Here is a 21910-nt window from a genome sequence, read left to right as displayed (position 1 = left end):
TGCACTCGTCGACCTGCGCAACATATACCCGCTCACCGAAGCTCAAGCCGCCGGATTCACACTCTCCCGCGTCGGCGGCGCTGGAAACTTGGCCTAAGTAGAAAGAAAACGGAACCAACCGATGAAAACAGCTATCGTTACGGGCATTTCCGGTCAGGACGGCGCCTATCTCGCCGAATTGCTGCTGGGCAAGGGATATAAGGTCTACGGCACCTATCGCCGTACCAGTTCGGTCAACTTCTGGCGGATCGAGGAATTGGGGGTCCACGATCATCCCAATCTGCATCTGGTCGAATATGACCTCACCGACCTGTCGACCTCGATCCGTCTGCTGCAACAATCCGGCGCAACCGAGATCTATAATCTCGCGGCCCAGAGCTTCGTCGGCGTGTCTTTCGACCAACCGCTGACCACTGCGGCCATCACCGGGATCGGACCGCTGCACCTGCTGGAGGCGATCCGAATCGTTAATCCCGCAATCCGCTTCTATCAGGCCAGCACATCCGAAATGTTCGGAAAGGTGCAGGCCATCCCGCAAAGCGAATCCACTCCCTTCTGGCCGCGCAGCCCCTATGGCGTGGCAAAGCTCTATGCACATTGGTGCACGGTCAACCATCGCGAGAGCTATGGCATCTTCGGTTGCAGCGGCATTCTGTTCAATCATGAAAGCCCGTTGCGCGGCCGCGAGTTCGTGACGCGCAAGATCACCGACAGCGTCGCCAAGATCGCGCAGGGCAAGCTCGACTGCCTGTTGCTCGGCAACATCGATGCCAAGCGCGACTGGGGCTTTGCCAAGGAATATGTCGAGGGCATGTGGCGCATGTTGCAGGTGGACGAACCCGATACCTATGTACTCGCCACCAATCGCACGGAAACCGTTCGCGACTTCGTCCGTCTCGCCTTCAGGGCGGCGGACATCGACGTCGAATTCTCCGGCGCAGGTGAGGACGAAGTCGCGGTCGACGCCGCCAGCGGTCGTACCGTCATGCGCATCGATCCCCGATTCTATCGCCCGGCCGAGGTCGATCTCCTGATCGGCGACCCCAGCTACGCGAAGGAAAAGCTGGACTGGGCGCCGGAGACGAGCCTGGAGCAATTGTGCGACATGATGGTCAAGGCGGACCTGCGGCGGAACGAGGCAGGGGCGAGTTTCTGACGGGGGAATGGCGATGACCAGAACCCTGATCACGGGCGTTGCCGGTTTTACCGGCCGATATCTTGCCGAAAGGTTGGCGAAAGCGGGTCATGAGGTCGTCGGGTTGCTTCGCGAACCCTCCGCGGCTCCTGTTCCCGGCGTCGTCGCCTCCCATGTTTGCGATCTGACGGACCCGGACGGCCTGCGCACCGTTCTCGACCGGGTAAAGCCCGATCATGTCGTCCACCTCGCCGCGATTGCCTTTGTCGCGCATGGCGACGTGGCCGAAATGTACCGGACGAACGTGATCGGAACGCGTCATCTGCTCGGCGCCCTGGAAGCGATGCCGCACAAGCCTCGCTCGATCCTGATGGCGAGCAGCGCGAACGTCTACGGCAATGATCGCGGAGGTACGCTGGACGAAAGCATGGCACCGGCGCCGGCCAATGATTACGGCGTGACCAAGGTGGCGGGCGAACTGATCTGCCGCCTGGCATCGACTCGCCTGCCCATCATTGTCACGCGTCCGTTCAACTATACCGGTGTCGGTCAGTCCACGAATTTCCTGATCCCCAAGATCGTCGATCATGTCCGGCGCCGGGCACGCGAGATCGAGCTGGGCAATCTGGATGTCGCGCGCGATTTTTCCGATGTGCGCACGGTGGTTGATGCCTATGCACGGCTGCTGGAGGCACCCGCCGCCATCGGCGGCACCTTCAATGTCTGTTCCGGCCAGGCGGTGACCCTGGAGGACGTGCTGGACATGGCTCGCCGCATTTCCGGTCATGACTTCAGCGTACGGGTAAACCCCGCTTTCGTACGGGCGGACGAGGTGAAAACGCTGTGCGGCAGCGCCGCCCGGCTCGAAGCGATCACTGGTGCTCTCGCGCGCGTACCGCTAGAGTCTACCATAGAATGGATGCTGACGGCGTGAGGTGAACGGGGCGCGGCTGGTCGATATTAGTCTTGCAACCAGCGACGGCCTGTTGTTTGAAATGATGGCATCGCTTTCGGCTATCGGGGATGCCAGATCGAGCCGAGGGCAGTAGGAGACTTCATGAACCGTTTGTCGAACCGTCGGATCGGAGCACGTCTCCCCCGCCTTGCCCTGTTGGTCGCCCTGCTGGGGACCGCGGCCTGTACATCGATGGGGCCGAGCACCCAGCGCGTTGCCCACGCGGGCGATGGACGGAGCACCTCGATCCGGGGCATGCAGGTGATCCGCCTGGACGAGCAAACGCTGGCCCGCCAGCAGACACCGACATATTCCGATTTCTCGACCCAGCTCGGCCAGTCGCCGGCGATCGGGGAAATCGTTGGGCGCGGCGACGTGCTGCTGGTGACGATCTGGGAAGCGCCGCCTGCGGTGCTGTTCAGTTCCAGCATGATCGAAACGTCGGTCGATACCAGCCGCGCGACGGCGCTGCCGGAATTCATCGTCGGATCGACCGGCAATATCTCGATTCCTTTCGCAGGCCTCGTTCGGGTCGCAGGCCGCACGCCAACGGAAATCGAGCGCGACATTACCGCCCGGTTGCGCGGCAAGGCCCACCTTCCCCAGGTCGCGGTGCGTATCATCCGCAACATGAGCGCGAATGTCTCGGTCGTGGGCGAGGTCGGCAACAGCATGCGGGTGCCCCTTACGCCGAAGGGCGAAACCATCCTTGACGCGATAGCAGCCGCGGGCGGTGCCAAGCAGCCATCGGAGAAGATCACCATCCAGATCAGCCGCGACGGTCAAGTCTACACGATGCCCATGGCGTCGGTGATCAGCGATCCGCGACAAAATGTGGTCCTTCGGGCGGGCGATATCGTCACCGCCCTGTTCCAGCCTTACAGTTTCACCGCGCTTGGCGCGGCCGGCCGGAATCAAGAGGTCAATTTCGAGGCCACCGGCATCACCCTGGCCCAAGCGCTGGGCCGGATCGGCGGATTGCTGGACGGCCGGGCCGATCCGAAGGGCGTGTTCCTGTTCCGCTGGGAAGATCCGGCCCTGGTGCCCGATCGCGCTGCCGATGTGTCGGTCGCCCCCGATGGCCGCATTCCCGTCGTTTATCGCGTCGACATGAAGGACCCGGCGACCTATTTCGCGATGCAGCACTTCCCCGTCCGGAACAAGGACGTCATCTATGTTTCGAACAACCCGGTCGCAGAAGCACAAAGGGTCATCGGCCTGTTCGCGTCCACGGTGCTTCCGCTGGTTGCCATCGACAATGCCGTGAGCCGCAACTGACGACAGCGATACAAGCGGAAACGGTCGTCGGTCGATGCTGAAATTGCGTCCCCGCCTTGTCGAGAAACCCTGGGGTCGGGACGTCTTGCCCGACCTCTTCGGCGATGCCGGCGGCCGCCGCATCGGCGAGATGTGGTTTGAGGCAGATGACGGGCCGACACCGCCGCTGCTTGTCAAATATCTGGCCACCAGCGAGCGCTTGTCGATCCAGGTCCATCCCGATGACCGGCAGGCACGGGAAGCCGGCTTGTCGGGAGGCAAGCAGGAAATCTGGTACATATTGGACTGCAACCCGGGCGCTGTCCTCGGCATCGGCCTGCGGGAGCAGATGTCCCCCGAGCGGTTCCGTGCCGCGGCGGTCGATGGATCGATCGAAAGCATGATCGATTGGAAGCCCGTCAGACCGGGCGACTGTTATTTCATCCCGCCGGGCACTGTCCATGCCATCGGTGCCGGGATCGTTCTCGCTGAAATCCAGCAGAACCGGGATGTGACCTATCGCCTGTACGATTATGGCCGGGCGCGGGAACTGCACCTGGAGGAAGGTCTGTCGGTGTCCAGCCTGACGCCCTATGACCGAGTACCTGCCCATGTGGCGCCGGACGCGGGCGGGGGCCTGATTTCTCCACCCGATGCCCCCTTCCGGTTGGAGTTCGGCCGACTGGCGGCCGGCGCTACCATGACATTGCCTGCGTCCGGACCGACCTGGTTCATACCGATTGAAGGAAACGGCACGATCGGCGAAGAATGCTGGGCGCGGGGCGAATGCTGGCTCTGCGAAGATGCAGCGACGGTCACCGCCGATCACCCCTCTTCGATACTTCTGGCCACCATGGCCTGAGCAACCGCGCTCAGTCCAGCGCGCCTTTCTTGACCAGATCGACGACAGCTTTCACATCCTGCGCCCGGTCCCGCGGCATGATCAATACGCCCTGGGCGGTCGAAACGACCACGGAATTCGTCAGACCGACAGCGGCAACCGGCGGCCCGCCATCGACATAGATGAGATTACCCGCGCCATCGACGTTGATGACCGCCCCTTTTTCGCTGTTTCCGGAACTATCCCGGTCACGGATCGCCCAGAGCGCATCCCAGGACCCGACATCCGACCATCCCATGTCGACCGGCACCACGGCGGCGCGACCTGTCCTTTCCATGACAGCCACGTCGATCGAGATGTCCGGGCTGGCACAAAAGGCGGCGGCATCGGGCAAGACCTGGTCACCCACGTGGCGAGCCCCCGACAGGGCTTTCTGCGCCGCTGATGCCACCTCGGGCGCATGAGCGGCCAGTTCGTCCAGAAAAACGCCGGCGTTGAACAGGAATATTCCACCATTCCAATAATGGACCCCGCCCTTCAGAAAAGCCTCCGCGCGTTCGCGCGGCGGCTTTTCGACAAATTGCGCGACCGAAAAAACCGATTCGGCAGCGTCCAGAGCCGATCCCTTAGCGATATAGCCATAGCCCGTTTCCGCATAATGCGGCTGGATACCGAAGGTGACCAAACGTCCCGATCGTGCGGCGGGCATCGCCGCCGCGACGGCGCGATGGAAACTCGGGACATCGGCGATGACATGGTCCGACGGCATCACCAGCATCAGCGCGTCACGATCCCGTTTGGCTATCCATTGCGCGGCGAGCGCTATCGCCGGCGCGGTGTTGCGCCCTTCCGGCTCGAGCAGGATGGCCGAGGGATCATGGTCGATCGCCGCAAGCTGTTCGACGATCAGGGAAACGTGATTCGCGCTGGAAACCACAAGCGCGGGCGCAAGGCCGGCAAGACCGGATGCGCGCAGGATCGTTTCCTGCATCATCGACCGGTCCGTGACCAGCGGGATGAATTGCTTGGGGCATTCGGGCCGGGACAAAGGCCAAAGACGCGTGCCCGACCCACCGGAGAGAATGACGGGATAGAGCGAGGACGAAGTGCTCACAGAAGAAATAACCAAAATCCCCAATCATCACCGGTCAGGTCGCGCATAAAAAAGACGCAATGACCGGCCAACTCCATGACTTGACGGGTAGAACCACCCGGGCCGATGCCTGTCTATTGGGCCAATTCGAACCATGCAATGCCAAGCGCGTGTCATGAGTCATTTTTACCGCCGCCCGCGAATGACGGGCGGCAGTCGCTGAAACTTACAGGGCAAATGCCCATTCGATTGCGGCAGGCTGACAAAAAGGACTGTTCGCGACCGTCTGGTGCAGATATGCCCCTGTGTGCGGCCGCGAAATTACCGGCGCCGCCCGCTTGGGGGAATTGAATGGATTGGTTGCATGCTGTCGCTGGACTTTTCGTCGGCGTCATGGTGGGCATGACCGGCGTCGGTGGCGGTTCCCTGATGGCTCCGATCCTGATTCTGCTCTTCGGCGTTGCGCCGACCACCGCGGTGGGGACCGATCTGTGGTTCGCGGCGATCACGAAAAGCGTGGGCGGGATAGTCCATCATCGCCATGGCGGAATCGAAGGCGGGCCCGACTATGAAGTCATCAAGCGCCTGTGCATCGGCAGCCTGCCTGCCGCGATCATCGTCCTTGTCCTGCTGGCGCAGGTGGATGCGCACCAGATCAAGAGCGGGCTGATCATGAAAGCCCTGGGCGGCGTGCTGGTCATGACCGCCGTCGCCACATTGTTCCGCAGCCGCTTTCATCATTGGGCGGTGCATGCCCGCAAGGGGACGGCCAACACCTTCCTGCGCTATCAGGCGGGGCTGACCGTCGCGGCCGGCGCGCTGCTGGGCGTCATGGTGACGCTGACATCTGTTGGCGCAGGTGCGCTGGGCGCCACATTGCTTCTGGCCCTCTATCCGCTGCGGATGCGGCTGCAACGGCTGATCGCGACGGACATCGTCCATGCCGTTCCCTTGACGCTGATCGCAGGTCTGGGCCATTTGTGGATCGGCAATTTCAATCTGATGCTGCTGGGAAACCTGCTCATCGGTTCCATACCCGGCATCATCATCGGCTCGATGCTGGCATCCAAAGTATCCGAACGCGTGCTTCAGCCTCTTCTGGCGGTGGTGCTGATCGTTGCCGGATGGCGCCTCCTCGCCTGAGCGCGGTGCGCGGCCTCATCATAGCGGGGAACGCTGACGCAGGCCGCGTGCACTCTGGAGCAAGTCGCCTCGTTCAGCCTGAAACGATCGCCTGCCCAACGGCTTCCGCAACCTTGATGCCGTCGATCGCTGCGGACAATATGCCTCCGGCATAGCCCGCCCCTTCGCCGGCAGGATACAGACCGGTGACATTGATGCTCTGAAAATCCCTGCCGCGCGTAATGCGCAAGGGCGACGATGTGCGGGTTTCCACCCCCGTCATCACCGCATCGGGATGATCATAATTGGCGATCTGGCGCCCGAATACCGGCAATGCCTCGCGAAACGCCTCGATTACGAAGGGCGGCAGGCATTGCGACAGGTCGGTTGGCGTCACGCCCGGCTTGTAGGACGGCTCGACCGATCCGAGCGCGCGCGACGGACGGTCTGCGAGGAAATCTCCCACTGTCTGGCCAGGCGCCCAGTAGGACGATCCACCCGCCACGAATGCCAGGGACTCCCAGTGCCGCTGAAAATCGATACCCGCCAACGGCCCTTCCGGATAGTCGCGTTCCGGTTCGATGCCGACGACCAGCCCCGAATTGGCGTTGAATTCAGCCCTGCTATATTGGCTCATGCCGTTGGTCACCACCCGTCCTTCCTCGGATGTGGCAGCGACCACGCGCCCGCCCGGGCACATGCAGAAACTGTAGACGGTCCGCCCGTTACCGCAATGATGCGCCAGACTATAGGCGGCAGCGCCCAGATCGGGATGGCCCGCGCAATTGCCGTAACGTGCACGGTCGATCCAGCCCTGTGGATGCTCGATGCGCACGCCGATGGAAAATGGCTTTGCCTGCATCTCGACACCCTGCCGGTGCAGCATGGCGAAAGTCGGCCTGGCGCTGTGGCCGATCGCCAGAATGGCTTGGCCGGTCTCCAGCACGCTTCCATCCTGAAGGACCAGTCCGCGCAGTCGCCGCGCGCCGTCTCCTGAACGCTCCAGCACCAGATCGTCAACCCGCGTCTGCCAGCGATATTCGCCGCCCAGCGCCTCAATCTGCCGCCGCATCGCTTCCACCATCGACACAAGGCGGAATGTGCCGATGTGCGGATGCGCTTCCCACAATATGTCTTCCGGCGCGCCCGCCGCGACAAATTCCTCCAGAACCTTGCGGCCCAGAAAGCGCGGGTCCTTGACGCGGCAATACAGTTTGCCGTCGGAAAAGGTGCCCGCCCCGCCCTCACCGAACTGGACGTTGCTGTCGGGGTTCAACTCCGCCCGTCGCCACAACCCCCAGGTATCTTTCGTGCGCTCCCGCACCACCTTGCCGCGATCAAGGATAATCGGTCGAAACCCCATCTGCGCGAGGACAAGACCGGCGAACAGGCCGCAGGGGCCGGCCCCGATCACTACGGGTCGACGACCCCGCCACCCATCGGGAGCGTGGGTCACGAACCGGTAGCCGGTATCCGGCGTCGGCCGCACGTCATGATCCTGCGCAAACCGGGCCAGCACCGACGCTTCGTCGGTCACGTCGACATCCATGGTATAGACCAGTTGGATCGCACTGCGTCGACGGGCGTCATTGCCCCGCCGCACGAGACTGTGGCCACGCAACTCATCCGCCTCCAGCCCCAATCGGGCGCAGATGGCAGGTGCCATGGCTTCGGGCGCGTGGTCGAGCGGCAGCTTCAGGCCGGAAAGGCGGATCATCGCGCGCTCATAGTCGTTCCAGGCGGAGAAGGGAAATGCTCGCTTCCGTTCGTCAAACGATTGACGCCGGACGTTACGGCTTGGCCCCGCCCTGCGGCTGCGGCAAGATCGGTCCGGCAATTTTATCTAACCTTGACGTAAACGTAAAGCAGGATTACATCAACGCCATGGACAAACGCAGCAGCATCGCCGGTATCGAACTGCCCGACCACAGCGAGCGGCAGAGCTACAGCATCACCGACCTGTCCGAAGAATTCGGCGTCACTGCGCGGGCGCTGCGCTTCTATGAAGACGAAGGGCTGATCTCGCCCGAACGGCAAGGCCTGTCCCGGATCTATTCGCGCAGGGACCGTGCGCGTCTGGCCTGGATCCTGCGCGGCAAGCGGGTGGGCTTCAGCCTCACCGAAATTCGCGAAATGATCGACCTTTACGATGCGGACGAGGAACATGAGGAACAGCGGCGCGTCACCGTCGAAAAATGCAGGGCGCGCATCGACCTGCTGACCCGGCAAAAGGACGATATCGACGCCGCCATTGCCGAACTGGCCGCTTTCGTCACCACCATCGAAGAACTTTAGGATCGCCACCCCCCTCCCCGGCGATAACAAGACATAAGCAGGAGAAGATCATGCCCAGCTATTCCGCCCCCGTGCGCGACACGCGCTTCGTGCTCGACCATGTGCTTGGCCTGGATCGCTACGCGAACCTTCCCGGTTTCGGCAGCGCGACGCCCGACCTGGTCGAGGCGATCCTGACCGAGGGGGGCAAGATGGCAGGCGAGATATTGTTCCCATTGAACGCCAGCGGGGACAAGGATGGCTGCATACGCAATGCCGACGGCAGCGTCACGACGCCGGCGGGCTTCAAGGATGCCTATGATCAATATGTGGCAGCAGGCTGGTCCACGCTCCATGCGCCGGAGGAGTTCGGCGGACAGGGCCTGCCGATGGTGCTGGCGACAGCTCTGGGCGAATATATGACGTCCGCCAATCAGGCGTTCGAAATGTATTTCGGCCTCACCACCGGCGCGATTTCCGCGCTGCTGGCCAAGGGCAGCGACGAACTCAAGAAGATTTACGTTCCCCGCATGGTATCGGGCGAATGGACGGGCACGATGAACCTGACCGAACCGCAATGTGGAACGGACCTTGGCCTCATCAAGACCAAGGCCGTGCCCAATGCGGACGGCAGCTATGCGATTACCGGGACCAAGATCTTCATTTCCGCCGGCGAACATGACCTGTCGGAAAACATCATCCACCTGGTGCTGGCAAAGACGCCCGACGCACCGGAAGGCACGAAGGGCATCTCGCTGTTCGTCGTGCCCAAGATGATGGTGCAGGAAGATGGATCGCTGGGCGAACGCAATGCCGTATCCTGCGGATCGATCGAGCATAAGATGGGCATTCATGGCAACGCCACCTGCGTCATGAACTATGACGGGGCGACCGGCTGGATGGTCGGCGACGAGAACAAGGGGCTGGCCGCCATGTTCATCATGATGAACGCCGCGCGCCTGGGCGTTGGCCTTCAGGGGCTGGGCCAGGGCGAGATAGCCTATCAGAACGCTGTCCACTATGCCCGAGACCGCCGCCAGGGCCGCGCGCTGACCGGCCCCAAGGAGCCGGAGGAAAAGGCCGACACGCTGTTCGTCCATCCGGACGTGCGCCGGATGCTGATGGAAGCCAAGACGCTGACAGAAGGCTTGCGCGCTCTCATCCTGTGGGGAGCGTTGCAGGTCGACCTGTCGCACCACGCCCCGACCGAGGAGGAGCGCCAGCAGGCCGACGACCTAATCGGCCTCCTCACCCCGGTGATCAAGGGCTATGGCACAGACAAGGGCTTTGACGTCGCTGTCGCAAGCCAGCAGGTATTCGGCGGCCATGGCTATATCTGGGAAAACGGCGTCGAACAGTATGTGCGCGACGCGCGCATCGCCCAGATTTACGAGGGCACCAACGGCATTCAGGCCATGGACCTTGTCGGCCGCAAGCTGCCGCAGAACGGAGGGCGGGCGATGCAAGCCTTCCTCAAGATCATCGCCCAGGAAATTGCCGAAGCGAAGGGTAACGACCATCTCTCCGGCTTCGCCGAGGCTTTGGAGAAGGCCGTACAGCAATTGCAGGCCGCGACCATGTGGCTGATGCAGAATGCCATGAAAAACCCCGACAATGCGGGCGCGGCGGCGCATCATTACATGCATATCATGGGCATCGTGGCGGTGGGCCTCATGTGGCTGCGCATGAGCAAGGCGGCCGCCGCCCTGCTCGACGCGGGTGAAGGGGACGCCAAGTTTTTGGAGGCCAAGCTGATCACCGCGCGTTTCTTCGCCGAACGCGTCATGCCGGACGCGGGCGCCCTGCGCCGCAAGATCGAAAGCGGCGCCGAAACAATGATGGCGCTCGACCCGGACCTGTTCCTCGCGGCCTGATCTGTGAGGGGGAATTCCGCCTCAGGTTGCGGGGCCCCCTCAGATCTGCCCGCTGCGAGCAGGGCAGGCACCGGCTTGCGCGCCGCCTGCACCGTCCCTAGTTCAACTGCCGATGCGCATTGTTGTTCGACTGGCTTTCGTCCTGATGGCGGCCCTGCACCCGGCATCAGCCCTCCCCATCCCGGCCAACAGGCCGACGCCCGGTTACACGCGGGTGGCAATCGAAACCTCGGTCGGCACCATCATCGTCGCCGTCGACCAGAAGCGCGCGCCGCGCACCTCGGCAAATTTCCTGACCTATGTCGATGACGGACGGTTTGACGGCGTGACATTCTATCGCGCCGCCCGCCGCAAGAGCGATGCCGGTCAAGGCTTGATCCAAGGTGGGATCGATACGGACCTTCGCCGCTCGCTGACTCCCGTCCGGCATGAACCGACAAATCAGACGGGCATCCGCCACCTCGACGCGACGCTGTCGATGGCGCGGCCCGACCGGCCCAATTCGGCGACCGGCAATTTCTTCATCACGGTCGGGGCAACTCCCAATATGGACGCACGCGGCGCCTATATCGGCTATGCCGCCTTCGGCCATGTCGTCGCGGGGATGGACGTGGTGCGAAAAATCCTGGCAGCGCCGACCTGCTGCGGCACGGGTCCGATGCGCGGGCAAATGATCGTGCGGCCAATCGTCATAAAGCGCGCCAGGCGGATCGACGGCAGGGCAAATCCATCGCGAGGACCAAAGCCCTGGCTGCTAGGCATGACGCGGAAGATACAGCGTTAAACAAAGTGGCGGCATCGCGGGAAAACTGATCACCGCGTGCATTTTCCGCTGGCCCCGCCAATCGCCCGCAAGCACAATGGATCGCAAAGGAGAATGCGATGTCGGGACGGGTCAGGGTCGGTATCGGCGGCTGGGTCTATGAACCGTGGCGTGGCCTATTCTACCCGGAAGGCCTGCGCCAAAAGGACGAACTGGTCTATGTCGGCACGCATCTGACCGCCACAGAGATCAACGCCACCTACTATAGCAGCCAGAAGCCCGCCACCTTCGCAGGGTGGGCCAGGGCGGTACCGGACGGATTCCGGTTCGCGGTCAAGGCTTCCCGCTATTGCACCAATCGCAAGATTCTCGCGGACGCCGGCGAATCAATGGGCAAGTTCGTGCATCAGGGCATTGCCGAACTGGGCGATCGCCTGGGCCCGATCCTCTGGCAGTTCATGGCAACCAAGACATTCGACGCCGACGATTTCGGCGCTTTCCTGAAACTGCTCCCCGCCAGTGTCGATGGCGTGCCACTGCGCCACGCGCTGGAGGTAAGGCACGACAGTTTTGACGATCCTGCCTTTCTGGCCATGGCCCGCGATGCCGGAGCGGCAATCGTCCTTGCCGATCATGCCCAATATCCCGCGATCTTCGGCCATGACGTCGGCTTTTCCTACATGCGGTTGATGCGTACCATGCCGGACGAACCGACCGGCTACAGCAAGGAAGAAATTGAGCGCTGGGCCATAAGGGCTGCAAATGCCGCGCAATCTGGCGATACGTTCGCCTTCTTCATCAGCGGGGCCAAAGAGCGAAATCCGGCGGCAGCGCAGGCCATGATCGTGGCACTTGAGTAACAGGTCTGTTGCATTTCCTGCAACCGGAAAGCCGCGCTTTGCGATTGTTACAGAGATAAGTCGGGCGTAGAGGCGCCCTACAAGCCACCATCAGTGGCCAATTCTTGTAATAATGGAGCACGATATGCGTCAGGTTTTTCAGGGAACGGTTCTCGCCGTTGCGGTCGGGGTTCAGGTTCTGACCTTTTATTCGGTTCTGTATGCTTGATCGCCCCGCAAGCGCGATCTACATTCCTACTGAACGGAATGGAGAAAGGCCGCTTCCGGTTTGAACTGGAGCGGCCTTTTTACTTTTCGGTTACTTTTGAAAGCGCCGGTTTTCCATCGAACCGGCATCAACCTTCGGCCAACCAGCCGGCCAGCAGATAGGCCACGACGCCGATCGGACCCAGGGCACACAGGGTCAACAGGACCAGGCCGACACGGATGAGTGTGACATCCACGCCGCTCCGGTTCGCAAGCCCCGCACAGACTCCCATGATCTTGCCGCGATTACGGTCGAGGGTGAAGCTGTTGTTCATGACATTGGCCTTCTGTGGAATGAATTGAGGAAAAAGCGGTGAGCGATCAGGCGATCGGCATCACCGGGACTGCCGCGGCGACAAGAACGCCGGCGACCAGAAGGGCCCCGATCAGCGCAACGGCGGCATTCTGAAACTTGGCGATGGACATGGCGGATACTCCCTGATCTGATTGACCGGATCATCCGGCCTTGATGTCGATCAGAATTGCAGGACGCGTGCCAATTTAAGAATTTGGCGAAAATCCGGGATATTTGCCTGGGCGAATTCGCCTCCCGGCTGTGCGATATTTATATTGTTGGGATTATTCACCTAATCTGCGCATTTTTTCCGGATATCGATGAACATGCTGGACCATCTCTTTGTTTACGGCACGCTGCGCAGGGGCGCCGACAGTCCGATGGCACGGCGATTGCGCACGGCGACACGATATCTCGGCGCCGCCCACGCTCAAGGGATGCTCTATCGCGTCGCGTCCTATCCAGGGTTCGTCCCGGGCGCAGGCGGGCGCGTGGCGGGAGATTTGCTCTTGCTGGAGGAGGCCGAAGCGACGCTGGCCTGGCTCGACGACTATGAGGAGTGCTCCCCGCATTTTCCACCGCCGCACGAATATCGGCGCATAAGGCTCATCGTGATTGCCCCGGACGGCCCGGTGGAAGCATGGGCCTATGTCTATGATAGAAGCGTCGCCGGTCTGTCACCGATCGAGAGCGGAGATTTTCTGGCGCAGGCGGACCGTCATTGACCGGCTTTTCGACGTCAGGACAAACGGAAATGAAAAGGCGGCGGTGGCAAGTCCGACATCTGCCGCCTGTCGCGGCGATCGCCGTCCATCTGTTCGCGGGGATATTCGTCGCACTTTCGAACAAGGCGCCGTGCGAGGACCGGGTGTCGGCCTGACCGGCCACCCCGCAGGGTCTCACCGCTCCTTGGTTGCGCTGAACTTGACCTTGGGGTGCCGTTCCTGCTGGTAGCCGATGTCCCACGCGCTCTTGGCCATGAAAACCAGGTTGCCGTCCCGATCCTTCGCCATGTTGCCGCCGTTGTAGGCGACCAGGTCTTTTATCGCGGCATCATCGCCGCTGATCCAGCGGGCCGTGTCGAACGGCGAAGGTTCGAGACCCGCCGCGACCTTATATTCCGCCTCAAGCCGCGAAATCAGCACTTCGAGTTGAAGCTGCCCGACTACGCCGACGATCCACTGGCTGCCGATCTCCGGATAGAAGACCTGGATCACGCCCTCCTCGCTCAGATCGTCTAACGCCTTGCGAAGCTGCTTGGTCTTGGTCGGGTCCTTCAGCACCACGCGGCGCAATATTTCCGGCGCGAAATTGGGCAACCCGGTGAAGCGCAACCCCGGCTTTTCACTAAGAGTATCGCCGACGCGCAACGCGCCGTGATTGGGAATGCCGATGATATCGCCCGGAAACGCCTCGTCCGCCAGTTCGCGATCCTGCGCGAAGAACAGAATGGGCGAATGAACGGCAAGCGGCTTTCCCGATCCGCTGGGGGTCAGCTTCATGCCGCGTTTGAACTTCCCCGAACAAAGCCGCATGAAGGCGATGCGGTCGCGGTGCATCGGGTCCATGTTCGCCTGCACCTTGAAGATGAAGCCGGTGACTTCGCTCTGTTCCGGCTCCACCGGCGCCGGCTCGGCCGGTTGTGCGCGCGGCGGGGGCGCGTGCTGGCCCAGAGCGTCGATCAGTTCGGTAACCCCGAACAGCTTGAGCGCCGAGCCGAAATAGACCGGCGTCAGGTCACCGGCGCGATAGCGGCCGAGGTCGAATTCGGCATAGCCGCCCTGCGCCAGTTCCGCTTCCTCGCGCAGCTTTTCCAGCGCCTGGTCCGACAGCAGCTCCGCCAGTTTCGGATCGTCAAGACCCGTGACATAGGCCTCCTTGCCTTCATATTCGCGCGACGGGCCGGTCGGCTGACGAAGGCGGCTGGTGGCGAAATCATAGATCCCCTCGAATTCGCCGCCCATGCCGGCGGGCCAGCTCATCGGGCAGACGTCGAGCTGCAACTGGTCCGCCACCTCGTCCAGCAGGCCGAAAATCTCGCGACCTTCCCGATCCACCTTGTTAACGAAGGTGATGATCGGAACATTGCGCAGCCGACAGACCTCGAACAGCTTGCGGGTCTGCGGCTCGATGCCTTTGGCCGCATCGATCACCATGACCGCGCTGTCGACGGCGGTCAGCGTGCGATAGGTGTCCTCGCTGAAATCCTCGTGCCCCGGCGTGTCGAGCAGGTTGAAAGTGATGGTTTCTCCGTCGCGCGTCCGCTCGAACGTCATGACCGACGAGGTGACGGAAATGCCGCGCTGCTGCTCGATCTTCATCCAGTCCGACCGCGCGCGCCGGTTCGCCCCGCGCGCCTTCACCTCGCCGGCCAGATGGATAGCGCCACCTTCCAGCAGCAGCTTTTCGGTCAGCGTGGTCTTGCCGGCGTCGGGGTGGGAAATGATCGCGAAGGTGCGGCGGGATGGAATGGTCATGGCGCGCCCATATAGGGATTTTTACGTCCAAAGCGAGTCGCGCGTCAGGCAACCAGCGTCACGCCCATCCGGAAGCTGCGCGAACCACCGGGCGGCAGCGCCATGATGCCAGGCTTGTCCCATATGTCGCCGTCGAACCCAACCGGATCGGCCATGCCCGCCCAAGGCTCGACGCACAGATAATGAGCGCCCGGCTTCTGCCAAAGACCGAGCCACGGCATATCGGGAAAGTCGATCTTCAGATGCGGTTTGCCAGGCACACCCCAAGTGAGCGATCGGCTGTTCAAATCGTCCCAGATCAGCGCGTCGCCCTCGAACATGGCGTGGGTTGGGATCAGCGTGTCGCCGGTCACCGGCGATGGAAAGGTTTCGCGGGCGATCAGGCCGGGTTCATTGCCCACCTTGCGGATCGGCGCGGGCTCGGGCCGGTCGAATATGATGCGATGATCCTCGACTTGCCCGCCATAGGGCAGCGGCCAGGCGAAGGCCGGGTGATAGCCGAAGGAAAATGGCATCCTCGCCCCGCCCATGTTGGTGATCGTGGCGGTCATGCGCAGCGTCACGTCATCGACGACGAACCCCATGTCCAGTCGGAATTCAAATGGGTAGACGGACCGCGTCTCGTCGTCCGCCTCCAGCCGCAACCCCAGCGCGCCCTGTCCATGCGTTTCCAGCGCAAAGCTCTTGCGTCGCGCAAAGCCATGCTGCGGCATCGCGAATTCATGGCCGTTGACACGATAGACATCGCCGCGCGATCGGCCGACGAACGGGAAGAGCAATGGGGCATGGCCGCCCCACCAGCGGGGATCGGCATCGGTCATCAGTTCGCGTCCTTGCGCATCGGCAAGCGACAGGAGTTCTGCGCCCAGCGGCTGGATTGCGGCGGTCAGTCCGGGGGAAGCTATGATAAGGCAATCGTCGGTCACAGATTACGGTCTCCTGCGGGTCGTACGGCCATAGCCCGGACCGGCACTGCTGTCTTGCCGTGCAATCGTTTCGCCAGGGAACCGACATGCCGGTCCGCCGGTTGAAGCGGCGGGAGACAAGACAATGAAAAGCATGACAGGAGGACTGATCCTTTCCTTTCTGCTGTCCGGCGCGGCAGTGGCGCAGGACAGGGAAAAACGGGACGATACGCTGGATCGGGCCGGCAAGATCGCAAGCCAGCCCGTGCGTGACGTCGGACTCGACAAGGACGATATCCCGCCGGTCCTGACGAAGGCTGTCGAAAATCCCTATGCCGCGCCCGCGAGCCGCACCTGCAAGGCGCTGAACCGCGATCTCGGCGAACTGGACGCAGTGCTGGGCGACGACTTTACCGTGGGCAAGGAAGCCAATGAAAATCGCACGGGCAAGATCGCCGAGGCGGTGGGCAAGACCATAGTCAACTCGCTGATCCCTTTCCGGGGCCTGGTGCGCGAAATCAGCGGCGCCGCGCCTGCCGAGCGCCGGTTGCAGGCTGCCGTGACCGCCGGCATCGCGCGACGCGGCTATCTGCGCGGACTGGCATCCGCCAAGGGTTGCAGGATCGCGCCGGTCCCGCCGCCGCCTGCCCCCGGGAAAAGGAAGGACACGAAAAACTAGCGGTCGCTGCAAGCCTGGCTTGAGGCGGAGACGGGAAAGGGGCGCCGATCCCGCCTGAAGCGAAATGGCGTTTCCTATCCTCGCAGCGACGCGCCCAGCTTTTGCGCGCTCCTGACTACGGCAGCGCTGATCGCCTCAAGCTCTTCCTGGGAAAAGCTCTTGTCGCCCGGTTGCAGCGTGACTTCGACGGCAAGCGACTTCATGCCTTCCTCCACCCCCGGTCCGACAAACAGGTCGAACAGGCGGGCATCCACGATGGTCTTCTTGTCCGCCCCCTTGACTGCGCGGACCACAGCATCCGCCTCTACCGCCTCGGGCACAAGAAAGGCGAAGTCGCGCTTCACCGCCTGGAGCGCGGGCGGCGCATAGGGCGCACGCATGAAACCTGCCTTGCGCTTGCCCGGGATAGCGTTGAGGAAAATCTCGCCCGCGACCACGAAACCCGTGAGCCCGAAGGTTTTTGCAAGACTGGGATGCAGTACGCCATATTCGGCGAGGATCACCTTTGGCCCCAGCCGGAGCGTACCCGATTGGCCCGGATGATAGGCGGCCGAAGCTTCGCCGAAGCTCTGGAGATTGGCGACCGGCGCACCGGCGGCGGCCAGCAGCGCGATCACTTCGGCCTTCGCGTCGAAAGCGTCAAAGGGCTGGGCCTTGCCGGACTGCCACTGGCGCGCGACCTTCTCGCCAGCCAGTACGAAGCCCACCGTCGCTCGCTCGCCCTGCTTGAAGTAGCGGCGCCCCAGTTCGAACAGGCGCACCTGCGTCGCCCCCCGGTCCGCGTTGCGCTTGGTCGCCGACAAAAGCCCCGGCAGCAGGGAAGGACGCATGACCTTGAGGTCTTCCGAAATCGGGTTCGCCAGCGTCCAGTCGCCGCCACCCACCGCCGCGGCCTCTTTCTCGGAAATGAAAGACCAGTTGATCGCTTCGGCAAGGCCGCGGGCAGCCGCCGTGCGACGCACACGACGCTCGGTCAGTTGCTCGGGCGTCGCGGTCGGGCGCGCCACACCCGGCACGCGCGGCAGCGGGGTCGAGGGCACATGGTCCAGACCCACGATGCGCACGACTTCCTCGACGATGTCCGGCCAGCCATCAACGTCCCGGCGCCATGTCGGCACGGTCACGTACCATTGATCGGGCGTCACCACCGGCATCCCGTCCTGATATTCGACGCCGCCGCTTATCGCGCTGACGGCAAAGCCCAGGCTTTCCAGAATTTCCTTCTGCCGGTCGGCGGCCACGTCGACGCCGGCCAGGGCCAGACATTGCCCCGGCGCATATGTCACGGTCCTCGGCTCCATCGGCGGTGCCCCGGCGCGTGTCGCCTCGCTCGACGTCCCGCCGCACAGGGTCATGACCAGACTAGTCGCGATCGATAGGCCATCGTCCAGGAACGCCGGGTCGACACCGCGCTCGAACCGCCCGCGCGCGTCGCTCGAAAGGCCCAGCTTCTGGCCCGTGACGGCGATGCGCTCCGGCGTGAAATAGGCGCATTCGATCAGCACCTCGGTCGTACCGTCCTGCGCGCCGGAATGTTCGCCGCCCATGATGCCGCCGATATCGTGCACCGCTTCGTCGTCGGCAATCACGGTCATCGTCTCGTCGACAGTGTAGGTCTTGCCGTTGAGCGCCAGCACCTGTTCTCCTGCCCTGCCCTTCCGGGCGACGAGCCCGCCCTTCAGCGTCGCCATGTCATAGACATGCAGCGGCCGACCGAGGTCGATCATGATGTAATTGGTTATGTCGACCAGGGCGCTGATCGGCTTTTGCCCGATGGCCTTCAACCGGCGCGCCATCCATTCGGGCGACGCGCCGTTGGTCACGCCGCGCACGCTGCGCGCGAAAAAGGCGGGGCAGCCGTCCATATCCTCGGTCCGCACGTCCGGCCCGGGACCGAAGCCCTGTATTTCCGGCACGATGATCGCGTTCAGCGTGCCAAGGCCCGCCGCCGCCAGATCGCGGGCAATGCCGCGCACACCCATGCAATCCTGCCGGTTGGGCGTGATCGACACGTCGATGACCGGATCGTCCAGTCCCGCCCATTGTGCATATACCTGTCCCACGGGCGCGTCTTCGACCAGTTCGATGATACCGTCATGGTCCTCGCCCAGTTCCAGTTCGCGCACGCTGCACATCATGCCGTTGGATTCGACGCCCCGGATCGCTGTCTTTTTCAGCACCATGCCGTTTGCCGGCACTACCGCGCCCTCGACCCCGAAAACGCCGACCAGTCCGGCACGCGCATTGGGCGCGCCGCAAACCACCTGAAGCGGGTTGCCGTCGCCGTGGTCGACGGTGAGCACCTGCAACTTGTCGGCCTGTGGATGCTTCTGCGCGGTCAGCACCCTGGCGATCTTGAACGCGCCCAGCTTCTCGGCCGGATTCTCCACACCCTCGACCTCCAGGCCGATGGCGTTCAGCGCCTTTAGGATGGTCGCCAGGTCCGCACGCGTGTCGAGATGCGTTTTCAGCCAGCTCAGTGTGAACTTCATGCGCCCACTCCCCCGCTCAGCGTCGGCACGTCCAGTGCCGAGAAGCCGTAATGTTTCAACCAGCGCAGATCGCCGTCGAAGAAGGCGCGCAAGTCGTTCATTCCGTATTTGAGCATGGCCAGGCGGTCGACGCCGGTGCCGAAGGCAAAGCCCTGCCATTCATCAGGGTCGAGCCCGCACGCTGCGATCACGCGGCGGTTGACCATGCCGCTTCCCAGCACCTCCAGCCACCCGCCGCCCGGGCTGTCGCCGTCGCCGCCGATGACGCGCTGGCCGTTCACCAGCGTATAGCCTACATCGACCTCCACCGACGGCTCGGTGAAGGGGAAATAGCTCGGCCGAAGCCGCAGCACGATATCCTCGCGTTCGAAGAACGCCTTGAGGAAGGTTTCCAGCGTCCATTTCAGGTGACCGAGCGTGATGCCCTTGTCGATCACCAGCCCTTCGATCTGGTGGAACATCGGCGTGTGTGTCGCATCGCTGTCGCTGCGATAGACGCGGCCGGGCGCGATGATGCGGATCGGCGGCTCCTGGTTCATCATCGTACGGATCTGCACCGGCGAGGTATGGGTGCGCAGCAGCATCTTCTTCTGCCCCTCCTCATCGGGGAAGTAGAAGGTATCGTGCATCGCGCGCGCCGGGTGCGTCTCGGGAATGTTGAGCGCGGTGAAATTATGCCAGTCGTCCTCGATCTCCGGCCCGGTGGCGACGGAGAAGCCGAGGTCGGCGAAGATTTCGGCCAGTTCGTCCATTACCTGGCTGACTGCGTGGACGGTTCCTTGCGGTCCGATATCGACCGGCAGGGTCATGTCGACCTTCTCAGACGCCAGCTTCACGTCCAGCGCCGCCTGCTCCAGCGCAGCCTTCCGCTCGGCCAGCGCCACCGTTACCGATTCGCGCAGATCCTGTATCGGCGGGCCTTTTTCCAGCCGTTCATCGGGCGACATGGACCCAAGAGTCTTGAGCAGCCCGGTGACAACCCCGCTCTTGCCCATCGCCCCCACGCGCAGCGCCTCCAGCGCGTCCAGCGTCTCCGCCGCGGCGATGTCGGCGATCAGGCCGGCTTTCAATGCGCTAATCTCGGTCATTCTTCTTCCAGAGCCTGAGGGGCAAAACCATGCCCGCGCCTTAGCGACGCAGGTGCGTCAAGGGAAGGGTCAGGCGCGCGCCCCAAGCAGCGCTCCGCCGAAGCCGATGAAGAGCAGGCCGGTGCCGCGGTTGAACAGGCGCTGGCGATTGGCGGGGGCGAGCCAGCGCTTCAACCGGCCGCCACCCAAAGCGTAGACGCCATACCAGAAGCTTTCGATCACCACGAAGCTGGCGATCAATATGGCAAGCTGCGTCCAGAAGGGCCGATCGAGGACGATGAACTGCGGAAAGAGCGCGGCGGCGAAGATAATGAGCTTGGGATTGGACAGGCCTGTCAATAGCCCGGTGGCGAAGAGCGCATGGTCGGATTTGACGGGACGCGCGGCATCGCCCATGCCCACTGGCGCGCGCCATGCCTTGATGCCGAGCCAGACCAGATAGGCGACGCCGGCATAGCGCAGCACGTCAAACAGCCGCGGCGAGGCCTTGAGCAACGCGCCAAGGCCGAGCGCCGACGCGACAAGGCATAGCAGCACCGCGCTCATCAGTCCCGCCATTGTCGCCAGCGCCTTGCGCGGGCCATGGGCGATGCTCTGCGCCATGACGTGCAGCATGTTGGGGCCGGGCGTCGCCGAGATCAGGAACACCGCCGTGACGTAGATCCACCAGAGATGCAGCGACATACAATGGGTCCTTTACCTTCATCTTTGCCCGTTCGGGTTGAGCAGTCCTTCGATACGCCATCTCGACGTTGCTCAATGGCTATTCGGAACAAACGAAACCGCAAAAACAAAAAGGGGCGCCGAAGCCTGATGCCCCGGCGCCCCTTTGGACGATCTTGCGATCATTCCGCTCAGGCGGCGGGCAGCGCAGCCTTCGCCTGGGCGATGATGGCGCTGAACGCTTCGCCTTCATGCATCGCGATGTCGGCCAGAACCTTGCGGTCCAGTTGGACGCCGGCCAGCTTCAGGCCATGCATGAACTGCGAATAGGTCAGGCCTTCGGCGCGAACGCCCGCGTTGATGCGCTGAATCCACAGACCCCGGAAGGTCCGCTTCTTCACCTTGCGGTCGCGATAGGCGTACTGGCCGGCCTTTTCGACGGCCTGGCGCGCGATGCGGATGGTATTCTTGCGACGGCCATAATAGCCCTTCGCCTGATCCAGAATCCGCTTATGCTTCGCCTTCGTGGTTACACCACGTTTGACACGTGCCATGGGTCAGAACTCCTTACTTGAGGCCGTAGGGCGCCCACAGGCGCACATGACCGGCATCGGCGTCCGACAGGACGGACGTACCGCGGTTCTGACGGATATATTTCGCATTGTGGCTGATCAGGCGGTGACGCTTGCCAGCGACGCCGTGCTTGACCTTGCCGGTGGCGGTGAATTTGAAGCGCTTCTTCACACCGCTCTTGGTCTTCATCTTGGGCATTTTCGTCTCCTTTTGCAGCGCGACGATTACAGACAGCCACGGCAGCCCTAGTTAGCCGGGCGGTCTCACTGAATATCGCGAAGGGCGGGCCTTAATCACCCATCCCCGGAAAAGCAAGCG

General features: G+C 62.8%; 22 protein-coding genes. 12 read left to right on the top strand and 10 right to left on the bottom strand.

Annotated elements, in window-relative coordinates; genetic code table 11:
* Nucleotides 1-121: 121 nt before the first annotated feature.
* The 4 genes from gmd to J3E64_RS18735 all read left to right on the top strand — a co-directional run bounded on the left by gmd (nucleotide 122) and on the right by J3E64_RS18735 (nucleotide 4209).
* Nucleotides 122-1156: a GDP-mannose 4,6-dehydratase gene (gmd, locus tag J3E64_RS18750; RefSeq protein ID WP_253344615.1), complete on the top strand. Its 1035-nt coding sequence runs from the start codon at nucleotides 122-124 to the stop codon at nucleotides 1154-1156.
* Nucleotides 1157-1169: 13 nt separating this feature from the next.
* Nucleotides 1170-2069, top strand: a complete 900-nt coding sequence (locus J3E64_RS18745; protein WP_253344613.1) for a GDP-mannose 4,6-dehydratase — start codon at nucleotides 1170-1172, stop codon at nucleotides 2067-2069.
* A 123-nt stretch (nucleotides 2070-2192) separates the two neighbouring features.
* The gene (locus J3E64_RS18740; protein ID WP_253344611.1) at nucleotides 2193-3368 is read left to right on the top strand and encodes a polysaccharide biosynthesis/export family protein; all 1176 of its coding nucleotides are present in this window, start codon (nucleotides 2193-2195) and stop codon (nucleotides 3366-3368) included.
* A gap of 85 nt (nucleotides 3369-3453) precedes the next feature.
* Complete coding sequence (locus tag J3E64_RS18735) at nucleotides 3454-4209, top strand: class I mannose-6-phosphate isomerase (RefSeq protein ID WP_367398647.1); 756 nt, start codon at nucleotides 3454-3456, stop codon at nucleotides 4207-4209.
* A 10-nt stretch (nucleotides 4210-4219) separates the two neighbouring features.
* On the opposite strand, the gene J3E64_RS18730 is transcribed toward J3E64_RS18735, so the two are convergent.
* Nucleotides 4220-5302 carry a mannose-1-phosphate guanylyltransferase/mannose-6-phosphate isomerase gene (locus J3E64_RS18730; protein WP_253344607.1) on the bottom strand — a complete coding sequence of 361 codons (1083 nt, stop codon included), beginning with the start codon at nucleotides 5300-5302 and terminating at the stop codon, nucleotides 4220-4222.
* 330 nt (nucleotides 5303-5632) lie between these two features.
* On the opposite strand from J3E64_RS18730, the gene J3E64_RS18725 reads away from it, so the two are divergent.
* Nucleotides 5633-6424: a sulfite exporter TauE/SafE family protein gene (locus J3E64_RS18725; RefSeq protein ID WP_253344605.1), complete on the top strand. Its 792-nt coding sequence runs from the start codon at nucleotides 5633-5635 to the stop codon at nucleotides 6422-6424.
* Nucleotides 6425-6497: 73 nt separating this feature from the next.
* On the opposite strand, the gene J3E64_RS18720 is transcribed toward J3E64_RS18725, so the two are convergent.
* Nucleotides 6498-8120, bottom strand: coding sequence for an NAD(P)/FAD-dependent oxidoreductase (locus J3E64_RS18720; RefSeq protein ID WP_253344603.1), 1623 nt, complete (start codon nucleotides 8118-8120; stop codon nucleotides 6498-6500).
* A gap of 167 nt (nucleotides 8121-8287) precedes the next feature.
* Between J3E64_RS18720 and J3E64_RS18715 the strand changes: the two genes are divergently transcribed.
* The 4 genes from J3E64_RS18715 to J3E64_RS18700 all read left to right on the top strand — a co-directional run bounded on the left by J3E64_RS18715 (nucleotide 8288) and on the right by J3E64_RS18700 (nucleotide 12174).
* Entirely contained in the window at nucleotides 8288-8698 is a 411-nt protein-coding gene (locus J3E64_RS18715; RefSeq protein WP_253344601.1) for a MerR family DNA-binding transcriptional regulator, read from the top strand.
* A 50-nt stretch (nucleotides 8699-8748) separates the two neighbouring features.
* Nucleotides 8749-10551, top strand: coding sequence for an acyl-CoA dehydrogenase C-terminal domain-containing protein (locus J3E64_RS18710; protein WP_253344599.1), 1803 nt, complete (start codon nucleotides 8749-8751; stop codon nucleotides 10549-10551).
* Between the two features lie 145 nt (nucleotides 10552-10696).
* Nucleotides 10697-11335 carry a peptidylprolyl isomerase gene (locus J3E64_RS18705; protein ID WP_253344622.1) on the top strand — a complete coding sequence of 213 codons (639 nt, stop codon included), beginning with the start codon at nucleotides 10697-10699 and terminating at the stop codon, nucleotides 11333-11335.
* A gap of 98 nt (nucleotides 11336-11433) precedes the next feature.
* On the top strand, nucleotides 11434-12174 hold the full coding sequence (locus J3E64_RS18700; RefSeq protein ID WP_253344597.1) for a DUF72 domain-containing protein: 741 nt from the start codon (nucleotides 11434-11436) through the stop codon (nucleotides 12172-12174).
* 335 nt (nucleotides 12175-12509) lie between these two features.
* Here J3E64_RS18700 and J3E64_RS18695 read toward each other — a convergent pair whose 3' ends face one another.
* Nucleotides 12510-12695, bottom strand: a complete 186-nt coding sequence (locus tag J3E64_RS18695) for a PspC domain-containing protein (protein WP_253344595.1) — start codon at nucleotides 12693-12695, stop codon at nucleotides 12510-12512.
* A gap of 346 nt (nucleotides 12696-13041) precedes the next feature.
* On the opposite strand from J3E64_RS18695, the gene J3E64_RS18690 reads away from it, so the two are divergent.
* Both J3E64_RS18690 and J3E64_RS20745 read left to right on the top strand, forming a co-directional pair.
* On the top strand, nucleotides 13042-13440 hold the full coding sequence (locus J3E64_RS18690) for a gamma-glutamylcyclotransferase (protein ID WP_253344593.1): 399 nt from the start codon (nucleotides 13042-13044) through the stop codon (nucleotides 13438-13440).
* A 29-nt stretch (nucleotides 13441-13469) separates the two neighbouring features.
* Nucleotides 13470-13595, top strand: coding sequence for a hypothetical protein (locus J3E64_RS20745; RefSeq protein ID WP_301287368.1), 126 nt, complete (start codon nucleotides 13470-13472; stop codon nucleotides 13593-13595).
* 19 nt (nucleotides 13596-13614) lie between these two features.
* On the opposite strand, the gene J3E64_RS18685 is transcribed toward J3E64_RS20745, so the two are convergent.
* Together J3E64_RS18685 and J3E64_RS18680 are read right to left on the bottom strand one after the other, a co-directional pair.
* Entirely contained in the window at nucleotides 13615-15192 is a 1578-nt protein-coding gene (locus tag J3E64_RS18685; protein ID WP_253344591.1) for a peptide chain release factor 3, read from the bottom strand.
* 44 nt (nucleotides 15193-15236) lie between these two features.
* Nucleotides 15237-16118 (bottom strand): aldose 1-epimerase family protein, encoded by an 882-nt coding sequence (locus J3E64_RS18680; RefSeq protein WP_253344589.1) that lies wholly within the window; start codon nucleotides 16116-16118, stop codon nucleotides 15237-15239.
* A 124-nt stretch (nucleotides 16119-16242) separates the two neighbouring features.
* Here J3E64_RS18680 and J3E64_RS18675 point away from each other — a divergent pair, with 124 nt between their 5' ends.
* A complete protein-coding gene (locus J3E64_RS18675) occupies nucleotides 16243-16776 on the top strand; it encodes a hypothetical protein (RefSeq protein WP_253344587.1) in 534 nt (177 codons plus the stop codon).
* Between the two features lie 74 nt (nucleotides 16777-16850).
* On the opposite strand, the gene pheT is transcribed toward J3E64_RS18675, so the two are convergent.
* The 5 genes from pheT to rpmI form a co-directional block, all read right to left on the bottom strand.
* Nucleotides 16851-19268, bottom strand: coding sequence for a phenylalanine--tRNA ligase subunit beta (pheT, locus tag J3E64_RS18670; RefSeq protein WP_253344585.1), 2418 nt, complete (start codon nucleotides 19266-19268; stop codon nucleotides 16851-16853).
* Entirely contained in the window at nucleotides 19265-20356 is a 1092-nt protein-coding gene (gene pheS, locus J3E64_RS18665) for a phenylalanine--tRNA ligase subunit alpha (RefSeq protein WP_253344583.1), read from the bottom strand. The genes pheT and pheS overlap by 4 nt, the downstream gene beginning before the upstream one ends.
* 69 nt (nucleotides 20357-20425) lie before the next feature.
* Nucleotides 20426-21040 carry a LysE family translocator gene (locus J3E64_RS18660; RefSeq protein WP_009823218.1) on the bottom strand — a complete coding sequence of 205 codons (615 nt, stop codon included), beginning with the start codon at nucleotides 21038-21040 and terminating at the stop codon, nucleotides 20426-20428.
* A gap of 170 nt (nucleotides 21041-21210) precedes the next feature.
* Nucleotides 21211-21573 (bottom strand): 50S ribosomal protein L20, encoded by a 363-nt coding sequence (rplT, locus tag J3E64_RS18655; protein WP_253344581.1) that lies wholly within the window; start codon nucleotides 21571-21573, stop codon nucleotides 21211-21213.
* A gap of 13 nt (nucleotides 21574-21586) precedes the next feature.
* A complete protein-coding gene (gene rpmI, locus J3E64_RS18650; protein ID WP_066699836.1) occupies nucleotides 21587-21790 on the bottom strand; it encodes a 50S ribosomal protein L35 in 204 nt (67 codons plus the stop codon).
* Nucleotides 21791-21910 lie beyond the last annotated feature (120 nt).

The organism is Sphingobium sp. OAS761 (assembly GCF_024168485.1).
Classification (GTDB): Bacteria; Pseudomonadota; Alphaproteobacteria; order Sphingomonadales; family Sphingomonadaceae; genus Sphingobium.
Note: the sequence above shows the minus strand (reverse complement) of the source record. Positions and strands in the feature narration are given on the sequence as shown.